General features: G+C 36.1%; 14 protein-coding genes and 1 rRNA gene. 13 read left to right on the top strand and 2 right to left on the bottom strand.

Going from position 1 to position 17,723, the window contains the following annotated elements; translation table 11 throughout:
* From RNZ47_RS05410 to RNZ47_RS05395, 4 genes are read left to right on the top strand one after another with little or no spacing between them, the layout of a single operon-like run.
* Entirely contained in the window at positions 1-1,353 is a 1,353-nt protein-coding gene (locus tag RNZ47_RS05410) for an ABC transporter permease (protein ID WP_311937565.1), read from the top strand.
* Between the two features lie 6 nt (positions 1,354-1,359).
* Positions 1,360-2,820 (top strand): TolC family protein, encoded by a 1,461-nt coding sequence (locus tag RNZ47_RS05405; RefSeq protein ID WP_311937562.1) that lies wholly within the window; start codon positions 1,360-1,362, stop codon positions 2,818-2,820.
* Positions 2,821-2,849: 29 nt separating this feature from the next.
* Positions 2,850-3,671 (top strand): N-acetylmuramic acid 6-phosphate etherase, encoded by an 822-nt coding sequence (murQ, locus tag RNZ47_RS05400; protein ID WP_311937559.1) that lies wholly within the window; start codon positions 2,850-2,852, stop codon positions 3,669-3,671.
* Positions 3,658-3,897, top strand: a complete 240-nt coding sequence (locus RNZ47_RS05395) for a DUF6095 family protein (RefSeq protein WP_311937556.1) — start codon at positions 3,658-3,660, stop codon at positions 3,895-3,897. Before murQ ends, RNZ47_RS05395 begins: the two co-directional genes overlap by 14 nt.
* Here the strand turns inward: RNZ47_RS05395 and RNZ47_RS16295 are convergent.
* A complete protein-coding gene (locus tag RNZ47_RS16295) occupies positions 3,894-4,124 on the bottom strand; it encodes a hypothetical protein (RefSeq protein WP_311937553.1) in 231 nt (76 codons plus the stop codon). The two genes, RNZ47_RS05395 and RNZ47_RS16295, sit on opposite strands and share 4 nt — an antisense overlap.
* Before the next feature lie 484 nt (positions 4,125-4,608).
* Here RNZ47_RS16295 and RNZ47_RS05385 point away from each other — a divergent pair, with 484 nt between their 5' ends.
* The 9 genes from RNZ47_RS05385 (at position 4,609) to RNZ47_RS05345 (ending at position 17,516) form a co-directional block, all read left to right on the top strand.
* A complete protein-coding gene (locus tag RNZ47_RS05385) occupies positions 4,609-8,520 on the top strand; it encodes a hybrid sensor histidine kinase/response regulator transcription factor (protein ID WP_311937550.1) in 3,912 nt (1,303 codons plus the stop codon).
* A gap of 146 nt (positions 8,521-8,666) precedes the next feature.
* Positions 8,667-8,816, top strand: a complete 150-nt coding sequence (locus RNZ47_RS05380; RefSeq protein ID WP_311937547.1) for a hypothetical protein — start codon at positions 8,667-8,669, stop codon at positions 8,814-8,816.
* Between the two features lie 100 nt (positions 8,817-8,916).
* Positions 8,917-10,083, top strand: coding sequence for a hypothetical protein (locus tag RNZ47_RS05375; RefSeq protein ID WP_311937544.1), 1,167 nt, complete (start codon positions 8,917-8,919; stop codon positions 10,081-10,083).
* A gap of 2 nt (positions 10,084-10,085) precedes the next feature.
* A complete protein-coding gene (locus RNZ47_RS05370) occupies positions 10,086-10,991 on the top strand; it encodes a hypothetical protein (RefSeq protein ID WP_311937541.1) in 906 nt (301 codons plus the stop codon).
* Positions 10,992-10,997: 6 nt separating this feature from the next.
* Positions 10,998-11,738: a DUF4412 domain-containing protein gene (locus RNZ47_RS05365; RefSeq protein WP_311937539.1), complete on the top strand. Its 741-nt coding sequence runs from the start codon at positions 10,998-11,000 to the stop codon at positions 11,736-11,738.
* A gap of 48 nt (positions 11,739-11,786) precedes the next feature.
* The gene (locus RNZ47_RS05360) at positions 11,787-15,041 is read left to right on the top strand and encodes a tail fiber domain-containing protein (protein WP_311937536.1); all 3,255 of its coding nucleotides are present in this window, start codon (positions 11,787-11,789) and stop codon (positions 15,039-15,041) included.
* On the top strand, positions 15,038-15,496 hold the full coding sequence (locus RNZ47_RS05355) for a T9SS type A sorting domain-containing protein (protein WP_311937535.1): 459 nt from the start codon (positions 15,038-15,040) through the stop codon (positions 15,494-15,496). Before RNZ47_RS05360 ends, RNZ47_RS05355 begins: the two co-directional genes overlap by 4 nt.
* A 7-nt stretch (positions 15,497-15,503) precedes the next feature.
* The gene (locus RNZ47_RS05350) at positions 15,504-16,553 is read left to right on the top strand and encodes a hypothetical protein (protein WP_311937532.1); all 1,050 of its coding nucleotides are present in this window, start codon (positions 15,504-15,506) and stop codon (positions 16,551-16,553) included.
* Positions 16,554-16,568: 15 nt separating this feature from the next.
* A complete protein-coding gene (locus tag RNZ47_RS05345; protein WP_311937531.1) occupies positions 16,569-17,516 on the top strand; it encodes a hypothetical protein in 948 nt (315 codons plus the stop codon).
* Positions 17,517-17,650: 134 nt separating this feature from the next.
* On the opposite strand, the gene rrf is transcribed toward RNZ47_RS05345, so the two are convergent.
* Positions 17,651-17,723: ribosomal RNA gene (gene rrf / locus RNZ47_RS16270) — 5S ribosomal RNA — on the bottom strand; the annotation flags it as partial.

Below are 17,723 nucleotides of genomic sequence, written 5' to 3'. Positions count from 1 at the left end.
ATGATAGACAAACTACTTTTAGAAAAGCTAAAATCTAATTTCGGTGAGGCTTATTGGTTTATTAAAACGAATAAGGTTAGAACCTTTTTAACGGCATTGGGCATTATTTTTGGTGTTGCATCGGTAATTACCATGCTTGCCATAGGAAATGGCGCAGAAAAAGAAATTTTAGCACAATTGGAGTTGGTAGGCGTCAACAACATTGTGGTTACTCCGATTCCCGATGAGGAAGATGAAGACGCTAACGAAGCCGATGAAAATGCCAACGAATCTGAGTCAAAACGTTTTTCAAAAGGGCTTGATATCCAAGATGCATTGAGCGCTCAAAGAAACATTCCCAGCATAAAACTTGTTAGCCCAGAAATCATTTTAAACACCTATGTTATTAACAATGGGAGGCAAAACTCGGTTAAACTCATTGGTATTTCCCCTGCATTTTTTGAATCTTCAAATATAAACCTGGAAAACGGTAAGGGTTTTTCAAACTACCAAATTGAGAACGCCCTACCCGTCTGTATTATAGGAAAAAAGGTTGAGAAAAAATTATTCACTGGCGAAAGCGCCTTAGGAAAACAAATTAAAGTTAAAGATGTTTGGCTCAAGGTAATAGGTGTTATTGAAGAGAAATTAATCTCAGATAAAGCCCAGGAAAATTTAGGGATAAGAGATTTAAATGAAGACGTTTATATACCCATAAACACCTTTTTGGTACGCTACAAAGACCGTAAGATAATTAGCGATAAAATAGGTGCCAGAAATAGAAACCAAAATGGCCCGAAACAGAGAATCCCTAGAGGTAATTACCATCAAATTGATAGATTAACTGTACAGGTTTCAAATTCAAATGAGCTAAAAGCAACCGCCGAAGTTTTAAGTAAAATGTTAAAACGAAGACATAACGATGTTTTAGATTTTGAAATTGAAATTCCCATCCAACTCCTTAAACAGCAACAGAAAACAAAACAAATATTTAATATTGTATTAATCATTATAGCCGGAATATCGCTTTTAATTGGCGGTATTGGTATTATGAATATCATGCTTGCTTCGGTACTGGAAAGAACCAAAGAAATAGGCATAATTCGAGCCATTGGTGCCACAGAAGAAGATGTTATTTTACAATTTTTATCAGAATCCGTACTTATCAGTGTTGGTGGAGGTATTATAGGCATTATCCTAGGCATTATAGGGGCTTACGTAATTGAAATAGTTTCAGGGATTGAAACGGTTTTATCGATAAATTCAATTATGATTTCATTCTTTATTGCCGTTGCCGTGGGCTTAATATTTGGAATATTCCCAGCAAAAGCAGCCGCTAATAAAAAACCTATTCAAGCTTTAAGAACCGAATAATAAAATATGAAAAAAATACTCCTTATTATTATCGTTATTTTTCCATTGTTCCATAATGCGCAGTCCAAAAAACTAACACTTAACGAAGCGATTGAAATTGCTAGAAAAAAATCACCGGATTATAAAATCAATTTAAACAGAAACCAATCGAACTATTGGCGTTTCAAGCGTTATAAAGCTAGTTTCTTGCCAGAATTAAGGCTTACCGCAACCCTACCCGAATATCGAAATGCTGTACGTAGAATAACAAATGATGCCGGACAGGATGTTTTTGTAACACAAAATCAATTGCTTATTGATGGCGGTTTATCCATTTCTCAAAGTGTGCCGTACACCGGAGGCACCCTGTCGGTAAACACAAACTTGGAACGCGTTGAGTTATTTGGTCTCGACGATAACATTGGGTATTCCGTTATTCCGTTTTCCATTAATTATTTTCAAAGTTCAATATTGTTCAACGAGTTTAAATGGGACAAAAAAATTGAACCGTTAATTTACGAAGAGTCCAAAAGGGATTTTATTGAAAACATGGAGCAAATTTCCGTAAGCACATCCAGTCGCTACTTCGATTTGCTAAAAGCACAAATGCAGTTGGCCATTTCAGAAACCAACTTAAAAAACCAAGACACCTTATTGCAAATAGCAAAAGGCAGATTTAGAGTGGGCAAAATTGCCGAAAACGAGCTGTTGCAAATGGAGTTAAGGTACTTAAATTCAAAAAACAGAGTTACCACAAATACCATCGAATTAAAAAGAGCCTCGCAAAATTTAGCACGATACTTAGAGTTGGAAAACGAAGACTTAACCTTAGATATCCCGGAACAACTTCCCCTTTTTGATGTCGAAATTGAAAAAGCATTAAGTGAGGCACAGAATAACAGAAAGGCGGTTATCGAGTTTAGAAGAAAACGTTTGGAGGCCGAAAAACAAGTCGCCTTTCAAAAAGGAAACAACAGGTTACAATTAGGGATACGGGCCAATTTTGGGATATCGCAAAATGGCGAAGATTTCAACAACCTATTTAGCAACTTTAACAAACAACAAAACGTTACGGTTTCTGTTGGTATTCCAATATTCGATTGGGGCGTATCTAAATCCAGGCGTAAAATGGCAGAAGCCAATTTAGATTTAACCAACAATAATATAAACCAAGATAAGCAAGAGTTTGAACAAGAAATATACCTACATGTACTAAACTGGTCCAACCAAAGGGATTTTTTATTCACCGCTGAAAAAGCAAAAGAAGTTTCAATGAAGCGCTATGAAATTTCCAAAAAAAGATATGTATTAAACAAAGTGGACATTACAAATTTAAATATCGCTTTAGAAGAAAGAGACAAGGCCGTATTTGAATATTTAAACTCGCTCGAAAAATTCTGGAGAGATTATTACATATTAAGGCAACTGACGCTTTATGATTTTATTAATGATAAAAAAATTGAAGTTGAAGATATTCTTTATGATTAAAACTCGCTAATAATTCATACTTTTGAATTATGAATTTTACCAAAACAACCGAACAAGATTCAAACTACAATCATCTCGAAAAGATGAGTGTTAATGAGTTGATTACCAACATCAATAACGAAGATAAAACAGTACCGCTTGCCGTAGAGAAATCGCTGCCGCAAATAGAGGCGCTTATTGAACAAATTGTTCCGAAATTAAAAAATGGCGGACGATTATTTTATATTGGCGCGGGGACAAGCGGACGTTTGGGTATTTTAGATGCCTCTGAATGCCCACCAACATTTGGCGTTTCCCCAGATTTGGTTATCGGAATCATTGCCGGTGGAGACACTGCTATAAGAAATGCCGTAGAATTTGCTGAAGATTCTACAGAATTAGGCTGGCAAGATTTACAACATTATAACATTAGCGATAAAGATGTTGTAGTTGGTATTGCGGCTTCGGGAACCACGCCTTATGTTATTTCAGCGTTAGAAACATGTAATAAAAACAACATTATTACGGGGTGCATTACTTGTAATTACAACAGCCCTTTGGCAGCGGCATCAAAATACCCCATAGAGGTTATTGTTGGACCTGAGTTTGTAACTGGAAGTTCCAGAATGAAGGCAGGAACCGCCCAAAAATTGGTTTTAAATACCATAACCACAACCACCATGGTATTGCTTGGGCATGTAAAGGGCAACAAAATGGTCGACATGCAATTAAGCAATAACAAGCTTGTTGACAGAGGCGTGAGAATGATTATGAACGAAATTAATGTCCCGCAAGAAACAGCAAAACAACTATTGGATAAATTTGGCAGTGTGCGTTTAGCGGTTCAAAATTACAAACATGGAAACCCATAAAACAGATAAAAACATACTGGTTAAAGGTTTAAAAAAAATGGGGATTGCCTTAGCTTGCATGTTTTTAGGCCCCATACTTTTGCATATTGCACTTAGCAATAAAGAAAAACCACTTTATATTCCCATATTGATTATGGGAGGCATAATTTGTGCCTTAGCCATATTTTTTGCTTTCAAAGGCATTAATACGGTATTGGATAGTATGTTTAAAAAAAACAACTCTTAATTTAAGTTGCTAAGTTTTGGTGTTGTTGGATTAACACCAAAATCGGTATCGCTAAAAGGAACCTTCAGCCCTTCCAATATATAATTTATAATGGCGTAATGATGAATGGTATGGCTATTCGCCTGTGCAAAAACAGCCCCTAAAGTATATTGTATTTCAATTTTTCCCAAGCCCAAATCATCAATCACAATTACGGTTTCGTCCATATTAATTTTGGAGTGATTCAATTTATCGATAATTTCATTGAGATAAGCCAACGCGCAATCGCATTTACACTCTACATCCTTACTCCTGCGCCTCGCCGTTAAATCGATTATATTGTCGGAATTCAAATTGAATATACAATCGTAAAAATCCAAAATATGCCTAATATGAGTGCCAATACTTGAGTAATATGGCGCTAAAGATGCATTGCACAATGTATCGTCCTGCAGATTATCAAGTAATTTTTTCGATTTTTGTAATGTTTTTAAAGTCGACTCAATAATAATGTTTATATAAACTAATGTAATAAAATATTTTAACTTAAAAACTCTTATGCTTAGTCTTTAATCTCTAAGATACTTACAGCACGGTTTTAAAAACAAAAATCCATTTTATAAAGCAATTCCTTTTTTTGTATAAAGAAATTCTTTACTAACTTTACAAGTAGCTATTAACCAATACCTTATTTAATTGAAACTTGTTTTATCAGTTTTATTTGTTTGCCTATTGCAAAACCTAAGCTCTCGAAATAATTTTAAGGCAGACTCGTTAAACCCTGAAATTAAAAAGCAAATAGCGTTTAGTCAATTATCAATAAAAGATGGGCTTTCACAAAACAGTGTGATTAGTATAGCGCAGGATAGTATTGGTTATATGTGGTTTGCCACCCAAGACGGTTTAAACAAATACAATGGGCGTTCGTTTAAAATTTACAACAAACAATTTGAAGATATTACAAGACCAACGTATAGCCGCTTGGGCAAAATATATATTGACAAAAAAAATAAATTGTGGATTATTACCAATTCAGGTAAACTAGAGCTTTACACACCACAAAAAGATAGCTTCAAAACGATAAAGCAATTTAATAATGTAAGCACCATTTTTCAAGACGAAAACTACCATACTTACATTGGAACTTACGGCATGGGTTTGTTTAAAATTGATGCTACTTCAAAGGATACAATCCAGTTGTTAAATCCAATTGATTTAAAACGGACGATTAATGCATTTCATCAATTAAATGACCAAATAATCGTAGCGACCTCCGGTGGTGTTTTAAGCCTAAACCAAAATAACAACTATAAAAATTTAACCCAACACCATGCCAACACAACTAATTATAGTGCGATAGCACAAACCCAAGACGGAACACTTTGGTTTGGCAGCTACAGCAAGGGGTTGTATTATAAAAAAACACAAGATGATAAAATTCATCCTTTTAAACAAAATGTAAACATTCCGATTCCTAAAAACCTTAATATTCAAGATCTTTTGGTTGATGACAAAGACCGCTTGTGGATTGCAACCTATGGCAACGGTGCGTATTTGGTTGACTTTAAACAAAATAAACTCACCAATTTTCTAGAGAATAAAACCAACCCGTTTGCCATTCAGTATAATGACATATTATCGTTGTATGAAGATAACACAGGCCTTATTTGGCTGGGTACAGATGGCGCTGGTGCGAATTATTATGATGAGCATTTGGTAAAGTTTAATGTTCTTACCAATAAGCAAATGCCAAAATCCGTCAATATAGATGTGGTACGAAGTATTAGCACAGACCCCGAAGGAAACATGTGGATTGGCACCTCCGGGAAAGGTTTAACATATATTAATAACGATAAAAACATTTACAAAACAATATCAACAAGCAACTCTGATATAGTAAGCAACCGGATTATCAGCTTGTGTTATAATAACGAATCCTTATGGATTGGGCATCAGGTATTTGGGTTAAATATTATGGATTCATCTGGACGTTTTAAATATTTCCCAGAGATATCGAACTACACCATCTGGGGGATGTTGCCTGAAACATCGCAACGCACTTGGCTGTGTACAGAAAATAACGGTTTGGTGCTTTTTGATAAAAATGAAGGCATTATAGAAAAATACAACGTTAACAATTCCGCATTAACCTCAAACAATATAAAAACAGTAGTTAGAGGCAATTTAAACGAACTGTGGATTGGCACAGAAAATAAAGGCGTTTTTAAGCTAAACCAGCAAACCAAACACATTGAAAAACTTAAAGGTATTAATGGCCCTATTAAATCCCTATTATATAAAGATGCTATTTTGTGGATTGGGACCGCTGGAAAAGGGCTAAAAAAGTATGATATTAAATTAAACGAAACATCTGTATTCACCACAGAAAACGGTTTGCCAAACAATGTTATTTATGGCATTTTACCCGATAACGACAACAACCTTTGGCTGAGCAGCAACGGTGGGTTAACCAAGTTTAGCTTAGCCCAAAATGCAGAAACTCCAACTGTTGAAAACTACAACAATTATGATGGCCTACAGGCTTTAGAGTTTAATACCGGAGCCTATTTTAAGTCGCCAAATGGCACCCTTTATTTTGGCGGTCTTGAGGGCGTTAATTGGTTTCATCCAAATCAAATATCATTTAATAAGGTAAAACCTAAAACCATAATTTCAGGTTTCGACATATTCAATAAAAACCAACCGCTCATTCAAAACAAAGCCTTTAAGTTTAAACAAAACACCGTAACATTTACGTTCTCAAGCCTGCATTTCTCACAACCCGAACGAAATTTATATAAGTACAAATTAGAAAACCACGACACCGATTGGTCGGCTTCAACCAATATAAATACCGCCCATTACACCAATTTAGCACCTAACGATTATGTGTTTAAAGTAATTTCTAGTAATTATGACGGCGTTTGGAATGAAGTTCCGGCAACCTACGCATTTACCATTTTAAAACCTTGGTATATAAATACTGCCGCAAAAATTATTTATGGATTGCTTTTATTGTTGTTGATATTTTTAGCCTACAGATACTTTAAATGGCGATGGCAGCTAAAGCTACAATTGGAGTTGGAACACGCCGAAACCAATAGGTTAAAGGATTTGGATGAATTTAAAACCAAACTCTACACCAATATTTCGCATGAGTTTAGAACACCGTTAACCTTAATTTTAGGGCCAGCGGAAAATCAACTGGCAAAAAAGAAGATTTCAAATACCGATAAAAAAGAACTTTCACTTATCCATCGAAACGCTAAACGCCTTTTGAATTTGGTGAATCAGCTGATGGATTTGGCAAAATTGGAAACCGGTCATTTAAAGTTAAATATTGAAAACGATAATTTAGGTATTCTTTTAAAACAGATAGCATCATCGTTTCAATACAGAGCCGAAAAAAAAGGTTTGCAGTTTAAAACCGATATTTCAAATATCCCAAAGGCTTGGTTTGATAAAGATATCGTAGAAAAGATTGTCACTAATTTGCTGGCCAATGCCGTAAAATACACCCCAAAAAAAGGTCATATTTATTTCAATACAGAGCAACAAAACAATTATGCCATACTTACCATTATAAATAGCGGAAGCACGATTAAACCGGAAGATTTAAGTAAATTATTTACCCGCTTTTATCAGGTAAATGCAAATGCAGATGGCGTTGGGATTGGGTTGGCTTTAGTTAAAGAACTGGTTGCTTTAACCCATGGTTCGCTGGTAACCAGTACGGTAAATAAAGATGAAATTCAGTTTACCGTAACGCTTCCCATTAATAAAGAAGCTTTTGATATAGAAGATATTAGCCCCGACAACAACAAAATTATAAACTCGCAATCTTCTGAAATTAAAAAAGAACTTTCTGAAACCTTTAACGAATCTTCCGAAAAACCGGTTTTGTTAATTGTTGAAGACGATAAGCACGTAAGGCAATATATAGAGTCCATTTTAAAGTCCAATTATAAAATATTAAAAGCAGCAAACGGAAAAATCGGTATAAAAAAAGCACTCGAAACCATTCCAGATATTATTATTAGCGATATAATGATGCCCATTACCAATGGCATCGAGTTGTGTAAAACATTAAAAAACAACATGCTTACAAGTCATATTCCCATAATATTACTTACTGCAAAAGTTGGTGAGGAAAATGAACTTAAAGGGCTTGAAGCCGGTGCCGACGATTTTATTACAAAACCCTTTAAATCTAAAATTTTAATTAAGCGCATTGAAAATTTAATTGAATTAAGGAAGTCTTTACAATCACGTTATTCGCAACATAACATTTCAAAAAACAAAGACATAGCCACCACTACTTTTGACGAGGATTTCCTGAATAAAATTGAAAGCGTTTTAAATGAACATTTATCAAACCCCGAATTTAATGCTGTCAAGTTTAGCAAATTAATGCTGGTTAGCCGCATGCAATTGCACAGAAAATTAGTGGCCCTTACAGGTTTAACCACAACGGCTTTTATACGGTCGCAACGCTTAAAAATGGCCGTATCACTTTTACAAAAATCGGACTACACCATATCCGAAATTGCCTATCAGGTGGGGTTCAATACGCCGTCTTACTTTATCAAGTGTTTTAAAAAAGCATACCACTGCACACCTAACGATTACTTGCAAAAAACGTAAAACCCAATCGTTAATGTTACAAATGTTGCATACTTTGTTACATATCTAGCATCCAATAAAGTGGCTTCATTATAATTTTACATCGCAAAACAACATCAATTAGTGTGTTATGTTATAGTTTAACTTTTCCCCTTAGTTATTAAATAATGCCTAAGCAAACTAAAATAACCGAAAACGACAATAAAGAGCAGCCTATTTATTTAAGCATAGACCATTTAAAAGATGGGCATTACAAACTAAACATTACGCTTAAAAACAAGGTGATAAAATCTATTAAGTTAGATAAAAACATATAAAGACGCTATTAATCAGTGTGCAAAAGGAAATAACAAAAACAACAGTTGGCGTTGTTTCCTTTTCAATTTTAAATCAACTAATCACTTTAAAACTATGGTTATGAAAACAACTTCTATATTTGGTGTTATTTTACTATTTCTAATTTCTGGAATTGGTTATTCGCAATCATTTCAAGACAAACCAGATAACGAAACAGATGGTGAATTCCCATCTAAATGGGATTTAATAAAAGGCTCTGCTCAAATTGACACATTTCAAGGCGAAAAAGTGATAACATTATCAAATGGTGCGATAATTACACCTTTATTAAACGGTAAAAACTACTTAACCGATTCATTTACATTAGAATTTAAAGCTTATTTTGATGTGGTTCGAAATGGCCCAACCGAACAACATTATAGCATTCGCTTTTGGGATGGTAGTGGTCGAATTACCTTCGAAAACAACATTGGAAAAGGATGGTATGATGCGATAAAAATTTTTAGGCACGGTGCTTATCTTTATGGTAATGATGAAATCAATAATAGAAATATAGCACATAATGTCTTTAATAACGATCCCGCCCAAAAAAAAGAAGCCACATGGCGCTTTATTGCTATACTTTATAATAAAGGTTCGCTAAAAGTATATATTGATGGCGAACAGATTATTAATATGCCAAAATATAAGTTTAAGCCTGCCATTATTTCAATTGGAGGTGAAGCCGCAGAGTCTGGTGTTTCTTTTATTCGAGCCATTAAAAATGTAAATATTTCTGGAGTTAATACGAACCAAAATTCAAACACAAATGGAGGAACAAAAATTGTACTTGTAGTTGACAAGGAAACCAAACGAGTACAAAATATAGAACTGTTTGAAAACATGCAAAATGCAGAACTTGTTAACGCAAAATACCCAAATAGCACACTTCATTTAGGTTTATTATATGGTGATTATGTGGTACAACCTTTAAAAAATTCGGCTATTTCTTTTAATACGGCCAAAGCGTATTTACCTGGAGACCAATTCCTCCCTGGCGATCAGTTTCTTCCCGGGGATCAATTTCTTCCGGGAGACCAATTCCTTCCCGGTGATCAGTTTCTTCCGGGAGATCAATTCCTTCCATTAAAAGGAGCGAAAAATTTTATACCCAAAGATCTGTTACTTCCGGGAGACCAATTTCTTCCGGGAGACCAGTTTTTACCAGGTGACCAGTTCAGTTTAAGGCTTGTAAATACTAAAATATTAGCTTCTAAAAATGGCAAATTACTCTTAAAAGTAGAATAATAATGAAACCAAAACTAATTATCTTATCGCTAATATGTCTTTTATCATGTATTGGTGTTGAAGCGCAATTACTAGATGAGCTAAAAAAAAGAGCCAAAAAAAAAGGATATGAAACAAGAGAAGTTTCGCTTGACACTTCAGATAATGCAAAACATAGAACCACATCTTACGAAGATGAGGAGCTTGTCATCAATTCGGCAATAGATTACTTTACCACCGATGTTGTTATGAAACTCTACCACGATAGCGATGCCGTGGTGCACACCCAATACTTTGATGCCGAAACCATAGCGATGCGAACCGAAGTTCCCGGAAATTCAGAAAAACCACTTTTTCAAGACCGCAAAGGTTTTATTTACGGATACGATACTGAGACAGGACAATACGAAAAAAGAACATTAGCCTCTTCCGGAATGATGGGCTTTATGATGGCGGGCATGATACCGCAAGCCTACAAACTCCCCCCAGAACCTTACATCGAAGCATTTCAAGCTCTGGAAGAAAAAGACTTGGCACTCAGCTTTTTAGTATTGGAGATGGCATTTATATACAAACCCCAGCATTTTATAGACAATGATTATTATATCGCATCAAAAACCAATTGCAACGGTTCTAATAATTGCACAAAATTTAGCTATAACGACGCCGAATATCCTGGAAGTTATATCCTTTTTGACGACAAAAAGCGCTTAATGGAATTGTATATAAACACCATCAATCCGCAAGTAAAGGAAGACGATCACCCCACGGGAAAATTCGTTTTCTCGTACGAAAACGTGAAAGTAACCCTTCCCGAAGCCATTGAAAAATCTTTAATGCCCGGACCTTTGGGCAAAATAATCCCCCTAGAAAAAGGTTTGGAGCCTTGGAAACACAATAAAAAAGACAAACAAAAAAACAAAAACTAACTCATTATGAAAACAAAATTTATAATACTATTAACCTTATGCTTCTTTTTTAGCATGCCGGTTAAAGCACAGGATCCAACAAAAAAAATAATGCAAGGCTTATTGGGCAAAGACAAATTGGATGAATCAAAACTACCGGATACTTATAAGTTTGACTGGGAGTTTAAAACCGAAATTAAAACGGCCAAAAACGAAAGTATGCCAATGGCTTATCTTATAAATTCAGACAGCAAAGACTATTTTGGAATGGAAATATCTTCAAAAGAATTAAAAGGAAAAGGTACGATGCGCATGGTTATGGATTCCAAAGAGAAAATCACAATCATGTTTATGAACATGAATGGCCAAAATATGGCTCAAATAACAAAAATAAAAGACCAAAAATCCAGTAAAAAAGAACCCAAATACAGCTATAAGGAAATTGGCACCAAAACCATATTGGGCTTTACCTGTTACGGTATGCAAATAGAAAATGCAGATTTTATTTCAGATGTCTATTTTACCCTAGATGCACCGGTTAATTTTAGTGCTTTTTTCGCTTTCGCCAATAACAAAAATAGCCCAAAAGGCTTTGATCCTGCGTTATTAAAAGTACTTGAAGAAGATGCGCTACTAATGGAAATAACAGCTGTACACAAAAAGAAAAGTAAAAACAATTTCACGATGACAGCTATAAGTCTTGAAGAAAAAAAGACCGATATAAAAAAAGAAGACTATCAATTTATGAGCTTTGGAATGGGCTTTTAGTCCGTGACTGAAAACATAAAATGCTATTAATCAATAAAAACCAACACAATGAAAAACATACCAACTATTTTACTCGCACTTTTTATTACTGGTTTAAGTTTCTCTCAACCTACCCAAAGTAAGGGAATTAACTATAAAGCATTAATTAAAGATAATAATAACAATGCATTAATAAATCAAAATATAACCATTGAGTTTTCAATTCTAGAAGGACCGGAAATACAGTTTTTAGATGTGGTTTATGCTGAAACCCACACTACGAGTACAGATGCTAACGGGATTGTAATAGTAAACATCGGGGAAGGTGTTCCTTTAACTGGATATGAAGATGTTTATAATCAATTAGATTGGAGAAGATTGAGCGTTTTGGGCTCACGATTTTTAAAGGTACAAGTAGATTCTGGCTCAGGACTCACAGACATGGGTACGACTGAATTTAAAATGGTGCCCTATGCACTTTATGCAGAACAATCGAACAATACAGGGCTAGAACAACTTGATGAAGGTGGAGGTATTGGGTGGCGCTTAATTGACAGACCTGAAGATTTCTACGGTCCAATCGCTATTGGCGCTGTAGATTTAAGCTATAGCTGGTCGCCTTCACTCACTAAAGGCGCTACGGGAAATTATGCAACTGCTGTTGGACTAAATACAACGGCGTCAGGTCAGAGCTCATTTGCATCGGGTGTAGGTACCATAGCATCACAGGCTCAAGCAACCGCTATGGGAGCTGGAACAGTGGCCTCTGGTCATTCATCAACCGCTTTGGGAATTGGCACTCGAGCCGAAGCTCCCAATTCAACAGCCATCGGGTTATACAACGTTGGTGGCGGTGACCCCTTATTGGCCGCATCAACCGATCCTCTGTTCGAAATTGGGAACGGACAATATATTGATGGCACCAACGATATTCGAAGAAACGCGTTAACGGTATTAAGGAATGGTACCATTACCGCACCAAGTTTCGATATCAATGAAATTACCGACGCCAAAGCGCTTATTACAAAAGAATATGCCGATGCCAATTATTCTGGTGGTTCGGGCGGTGCTTCCACCGGTCTTGAAGCTATTGATGAAGGCAACGGCAGTGGCTGGCGTTTAAAAGGAAGAGACCCTGCCAACCACGGTAACATAGGCAGAGGTGCCATTGATTTAAGTGATGGTTTTGCTCCATCATCAGAATATGGAGCAACAGGGAACTATTCATTTGCTCTTGGCAACAGAAATATAGCATCTAACATTTTTTCCTTCGCCGGTGGTTTTAGCAGTAGAGCCATTGGCTATACTACTTTTTCTTATGGCTACGGCACTTGGGCCGATGCCTATAAGTCAACAGCATTTGGTAACAGGAATTTAGGAGGTGGCGACCCAGACGCTTGGGTGGATACAGATCCATTGTTCGAAATAGGAAACGGCAACGACAACTTTAGGTCTAATGCTTTAACAATATTGAAAAACGGCACGATTACGGCACCAACCTTCGATATCTCTGAAATTACAGATGCCAAATCACTAATTACAAAAGAATATGCCGATGCCAACTATTCGGGTGGCACAGGGGGGGCAACGGGACTTGAAGCTATTGATGAGGGTAATGGATTAGGGTGGCGATTAATTAATAAAGACCCTAATTATTATGACAATATTGGCGCAAACGCAGTAGATTTAAGCACTAACCCCGATGCTGCTTTAAACCTTGGAGCCAGTGGTAGCTCTACTTTTACCGCAGGTTATAAAACCTACGCCACTAATTTTGCTGCAACTGCCTTTGGTAATTTTACTACTGCGTCCGGATTTAGTGCTACTTCTATGGGTTTTGAAACCATAGCCGATGATCAATTTAGCACTGTCGTGGGCAGACTTAACGATAACACAACGGCTACAAATATACTGTTTCAAGTAGGTAATGGCAATTCATCTGGAAGATCTAATGCGTTTACGGTAAATTTTGATGGGGTAATCACTGCTCCAAGTTTCGATATAAACGAAATTACAAATGCCAAAGCACTCATCACAAAAGAATATGCCGATGCTACGTACAGCGGAGGTTTAGCAGCGCTTGACGAAGGAAATGGCATAGGGTATCGAATTAGTGGCCGCGACCCTAATAATTATGGCCAAATTGGCTTAAATGCAGTTGATTTAAGCACAAGCACTACAGCCTCTTTTAGTGCAGGGGCCTTAGGAAGTAGAGCCTTTGCCGCGGGGTCTGGTACAGAGGCCATTGGAAATAGCTCGACAGCTCTGGGGTTTTCTACCCAAGCCACAGGAGCTTATTCTACCGCATTGGGCAGCCAATCACAAGCAAACGGTGCCGGTTCTACCGCTTTTGGGTTTAGCGCTTTAGCATCTGGCGATTGGTCAACGGCCATGGGCTACAATTCTGAAGCTTCTGGTGATTATGCTTTTGCTTTAGGAAAAGACAATTCTGCAACCAAGCAAGGGGCAGTTTCAATTGGAACAAACACCACTGCCAGTGCTAATTTTGCAACAGCATTGGGTGCAAATACCATGGCATCGGGCATAGTTTCCACCGCCCTGGGTAACCTTACCACGGCTTCTGGCCTTTACGCTACAGCCATGGGCACTAATACCAATGCCACTGGCGATTTTTCAACAGCCATGGGTGTTGGCACTACGGCTCACGGCGATTACTCGTTCGCATCTGGGAGTTCAACCATTGGAAACGGCAGTTACTCGGCAGCATTTGGGTCTAATACGGATGCTTATGGCGATTATTCAGTAGCCATGGGACTGGGTACCATTGCCGATGGCCAAAGCAGTTTGGTTATTGGTGAATATAATGATATTCGTCCAGACGTTTTATTTCAAATTGGCAACGGAACTGGTGATGGTACTGGAGGCACCTTTAGAGCCAATGCCATGACCGTTTTTACAAATGGTCACATATTGGCTTTTAGTTATGATTTACCTTCAGATAGAAGGTTAAAATCAAACATTATTGATTTAAATTATGGATTGCAAACCATTTTAAAACTAAGCCCTGTAGCTTACAATTGGAAAAACAGACCTGAAGAAAGCTCAAAAACATTTGGGTTGATAGCTCAAGATGTTCAACCCATTATAAATGAAATAGTAGATGTTGGTGAAGATAAAAACAAAACCTTGAGCATTAACTATACCGAGTTAATCCCAGTGCTTATCAAAGCCATACAAGATCAGCAAAATATTATTGATAATCAAAATAAGAAGATTAACAATTTATCCGCCCAAGTAGAGCAATTTAAAGATTTAAGCTATCGTATTGCTCAACTCGAATCACTAAATAACAATCAACAATGAAAAAACTTATAACAAGTGTACTGCTTTGTTCTGCCATGAATTTTTATGGACAATCAATAGTTAAAATTAGTATCGATAGTGGTGGCGCCAGTGCGATGAACGGTAATATGGAAATGATATATACAATAGGAGAGGTAAACCTACAAGAATACAATGTGAGCAATTATCATGTCTCCGAAGGTTTTATCGATAACTCCCTTTTTAAAAGTTTGGGGATGGTTGATGAGACCATACCGAGAAACTCAATTAAAATCTACCCCAATCCCGTAAGCCAGTTTATAAACATAAAATCAACCATTCCAGTAAATTATACAGAAGTATATGATGTTTTGGGCAGCAAGATTTTAACCACAACCAAAATAAAAATCAATGTGAATCATCTCCAATCCGGACTATATCTTCTAAAAATATTTTCAGAAAACAAGCAGGTCACAAAAAAAATAATAATTAAATAATAAAACCATGAAAACACTAACTTCAATTTTTACAATCTTATTTTGTTCGATAACGTTTGGTCAAATATTCCAAGACAATGTGGCTAAAGAGCCTTTAGGTGAATTTCCTAACCGATGGGATGTTATTAATGGTATGGCATCAATAGATCAAGCAGATGGTAATAAAATGATCAGCATTATGCATGGTGGTATTATAAAACCAATAGTTAATGGGCAAACCAACAACTATCTAGGCGATGATTTTACTGTAGAATTTGATATGTTTTTTGGAAAAACTTCATCCATTTACGGACAACGTATTGAAATTAGATTGTGGGAAGGTCAATATGGTTATGGAAAAGGTGACATTTCTTATAAGCCAATAACTTTAAAACGTGATGGATTGGAAACCAGTTGGGCTCATCCGCAACCAGGTACTGCTAAAAACTTCTTGAAAGGTTTATATACTTTAGAGCCCGTTTGGCGCCATGTAAAAATAGAATGCAAAACAGGCAAACTCAAAGTTTTTCTTGATGGTAATTTGGTACTAAACTTTTTGAAGTTTAAAATGCAACCCACTATGATTTCATTTGGAGGAGGTATTAATGATTCTCATTTTGAAGCAAAGGTGGGTATAAACCATGTTAAAATTATTAGTAATATCCAAAAACCCAATGAAGGTACAAAAATTATAATGATAGTAGATAATACAACTAACAGAGTTAAAAACATAGAGCTTTTAGAAACTATGAACGATCCGGAAATAGTAGCAAAAAAGTATCCTAACAGTAATTTTTATAAAGGAATATTATACGGAAACTACTCAGTACTTCCTGCCAATAAAGCCGTTTTAGCTATTGATACAAATGAGAAATTTATACCAGGTGACCAATTTATACCCGGAGATCAATTTATACCAGGTGATCAATTTATACCAGGTGATGCTTATATTCCAGGAGATACTTTTATACCTGGAGATACTTTTATACCAGGCGACACTTTTAACTTAACCAATACAAAAGCCAAAATAATTACTAATGAAAACGATAAGTTAATATTAAAAATTAATCACAATTAAAACTAAAATTTTATAATGAAAACATTTAAACAACCTGTTTTTCTATTACTTCTTTTGTTTTGTGTGTGCTTCAATTGTAAAAACGAAAAAAACACAAAACCAATCACTGAATCTACAGCTGATGAACCTTCAAATGTGATTGATATTGTAACACGAAGCATGGAGTTTCAAAGTGCAGATACCATTCCTTCAGGATGGAACACCTTTAAGTATCAAAACCTTTCTAACGAAACTCATTTCTTCTTAATGGATAAATATCCAGAGGGCAAGACTGTTGACAACACATTAACCGATGTAGCACCTGTTTTTGAAGAAGGTATGGATTTAATCAATAAAGGTAAAGCTGAAGAAGGTTTCGCTGTCTTTGGTAAATTGCCAGCATGGTTTGGAGACATAGTATTTTCGGGTGGTTCTGGATTGATTGCACCAAAGCACACTGCAATTACATCGGTAAAGTTGGATCCTGGTTATTACATCATGGAATGCTATGTAAAAATGCCAAATGGTAAATTTCATACTTCTATGGGAATGGCTAAGCCTGTCATTGTGCTTGAAGAAGATAGCGGTAATACACCTCCAGAACCTACTGTAAATATTGAGGTATCTAATACCGAAGGGATAACTTATGATAAAAACATTACTAAGGGTAAACAAATATTTTCAGTCTTTTATAAAGACCAAAAACAGCACGAAAATTTTATGCAGCACGATGTAAATTTAGTAAAGTTAGAAAATGGTGTTAGTGAAGATGCTCTAGAAGCATGGATGGACTGGTCAAACCCAAAAGGACTCATTACCCCAGTTCCAAAAGGCGTTACTTTTTTAGGTGGAGTTAATGATATGCCAGCTGGAAGTACAGGTTATTTCTATACCGATTTAAAACCTGGTAAATATGCATTTATTTCTGAAGTGCCCAATACCAAGGGCAAAGGTTTATTTAAAACCTTTGAAGTTAAAGATTAATCAACAATATGGTACTAAAAATCTATTCAATGTATTTCTTATATACCTTTTACTTTCTATAGATTATCTCACATGCCAAAGTTTATGCCAAAAAAAAAAAGAGTCTGACTACGTATTGTAATCAGACTCTTCAAAAAAGGCAACGACCTACTCTCCCACAAATGCAGTACCATCGGCGCTAACGGGCTTAACTTCTCTGTTCGGAAT

The sequence above is a fragment of the Hwangdonia seohaensis genome, from assembly GCF_031932625.1.
In the GTDB taxonomy this organism is placed as follows: Bacteria; Bacteroidota; Bacteroidia; order Flavobacteriales; family Flavobacteriaceae; genus Hwangdonia; species Hwangdonia seohaensis.
This window is presented reverse-complemented; position numbering and strand designations above follow the sequence as displayed.

What these genes read in the sequence shown, in the direction of transcription:
- RNZ47_RS05345 (WP_311937531.1), top strand. Translation starts at nt 16,569, where the DNA reads ATGAAAACATTTAAACAACCTGTTTTTCTATTACTTCTTTTGTTTTGT.
- RNZ47_RS05375 (WP_311937544.1), top strand. Translation starts at nt 8,917, where the DNA reads ATGAAAACAACTTCTATATTTGGTGTTATTTTACTATTTCTAATTTCT.
- RNZ47_RS05410 (WP_311937565.1), top strand. Translation starts at nt 1, where the DNA reads ATGATAGACAAACTACTTTTAGAAAAGCTAAAATCTAATTTCGGTGAG.
- murQ (WP_311937559.1), top strand. Translation starts at nt 2,850, where the DNA reads ATGAATTTTACCAAAACAACCGAACAAGATTCAAACTACAATCATCTC.
- RNZ47_RS05380 (WP_311937547.1), top strand. Translation starts at nt 8,667, where the DNA reads ATGCCTAAGCAAACTAAAATAACCGAAAACGACAATAAAGAGCAGCCT.
- RNZ47_RS05365 (WP_311937539.1), top strand. Translation starts at nt 10,998, where the DNA reads ATGAAAACAAAATTTATAATACTATTAACCTTATGCTTCTTTTTTAGC.
- RNZ47_RS05370 (WP_311937541.1), top strand. Translation starts at nt 10,086, where the DNA reads ATGAAACCAAAACTAATTATCTTATCGCTAATATGTCTTTTATCATGT.
- RNZ47_RS05405 (WP_311937562.1), top strand. Translation starts at nt 1,360, where the DNA reads ATGAAAAAAATACTCCTTATTATTATCGTTATTTTTCCATTGTTCCAT.
- RNZ47_RS05360 (WP_311937536.1), top strand. Translation starts at nt 11,787, where the DNA reads ATGAAAAACATACCAACTATTTTACTCGCACTTTTTATTACTGGTTTA.
- RNZ47_RS05395 (WP_311937556.1), top strand. Translation starts at nt 3,658, where the DNA reads ATGGAAACCCATAAAACAGATAAAAACATACTGGTTAAAGGTTTAAAA.
- RNZ47_RS05355 (WP_311937535.1), top strand. Translation starts at nt 15,038, where the DNA reads ATGAAAAAACTTATAACAAGTGTACTGCTTTGTTCTGCCATGAATTTT.
- RNZ47_RS05350 (WP_311937532.1), top strand. Translation starts at nt 15,504, where the DNA reads ATGAAAACACTAACTTCAATTTTTACAATCTTATTTTGTTCGATAACG.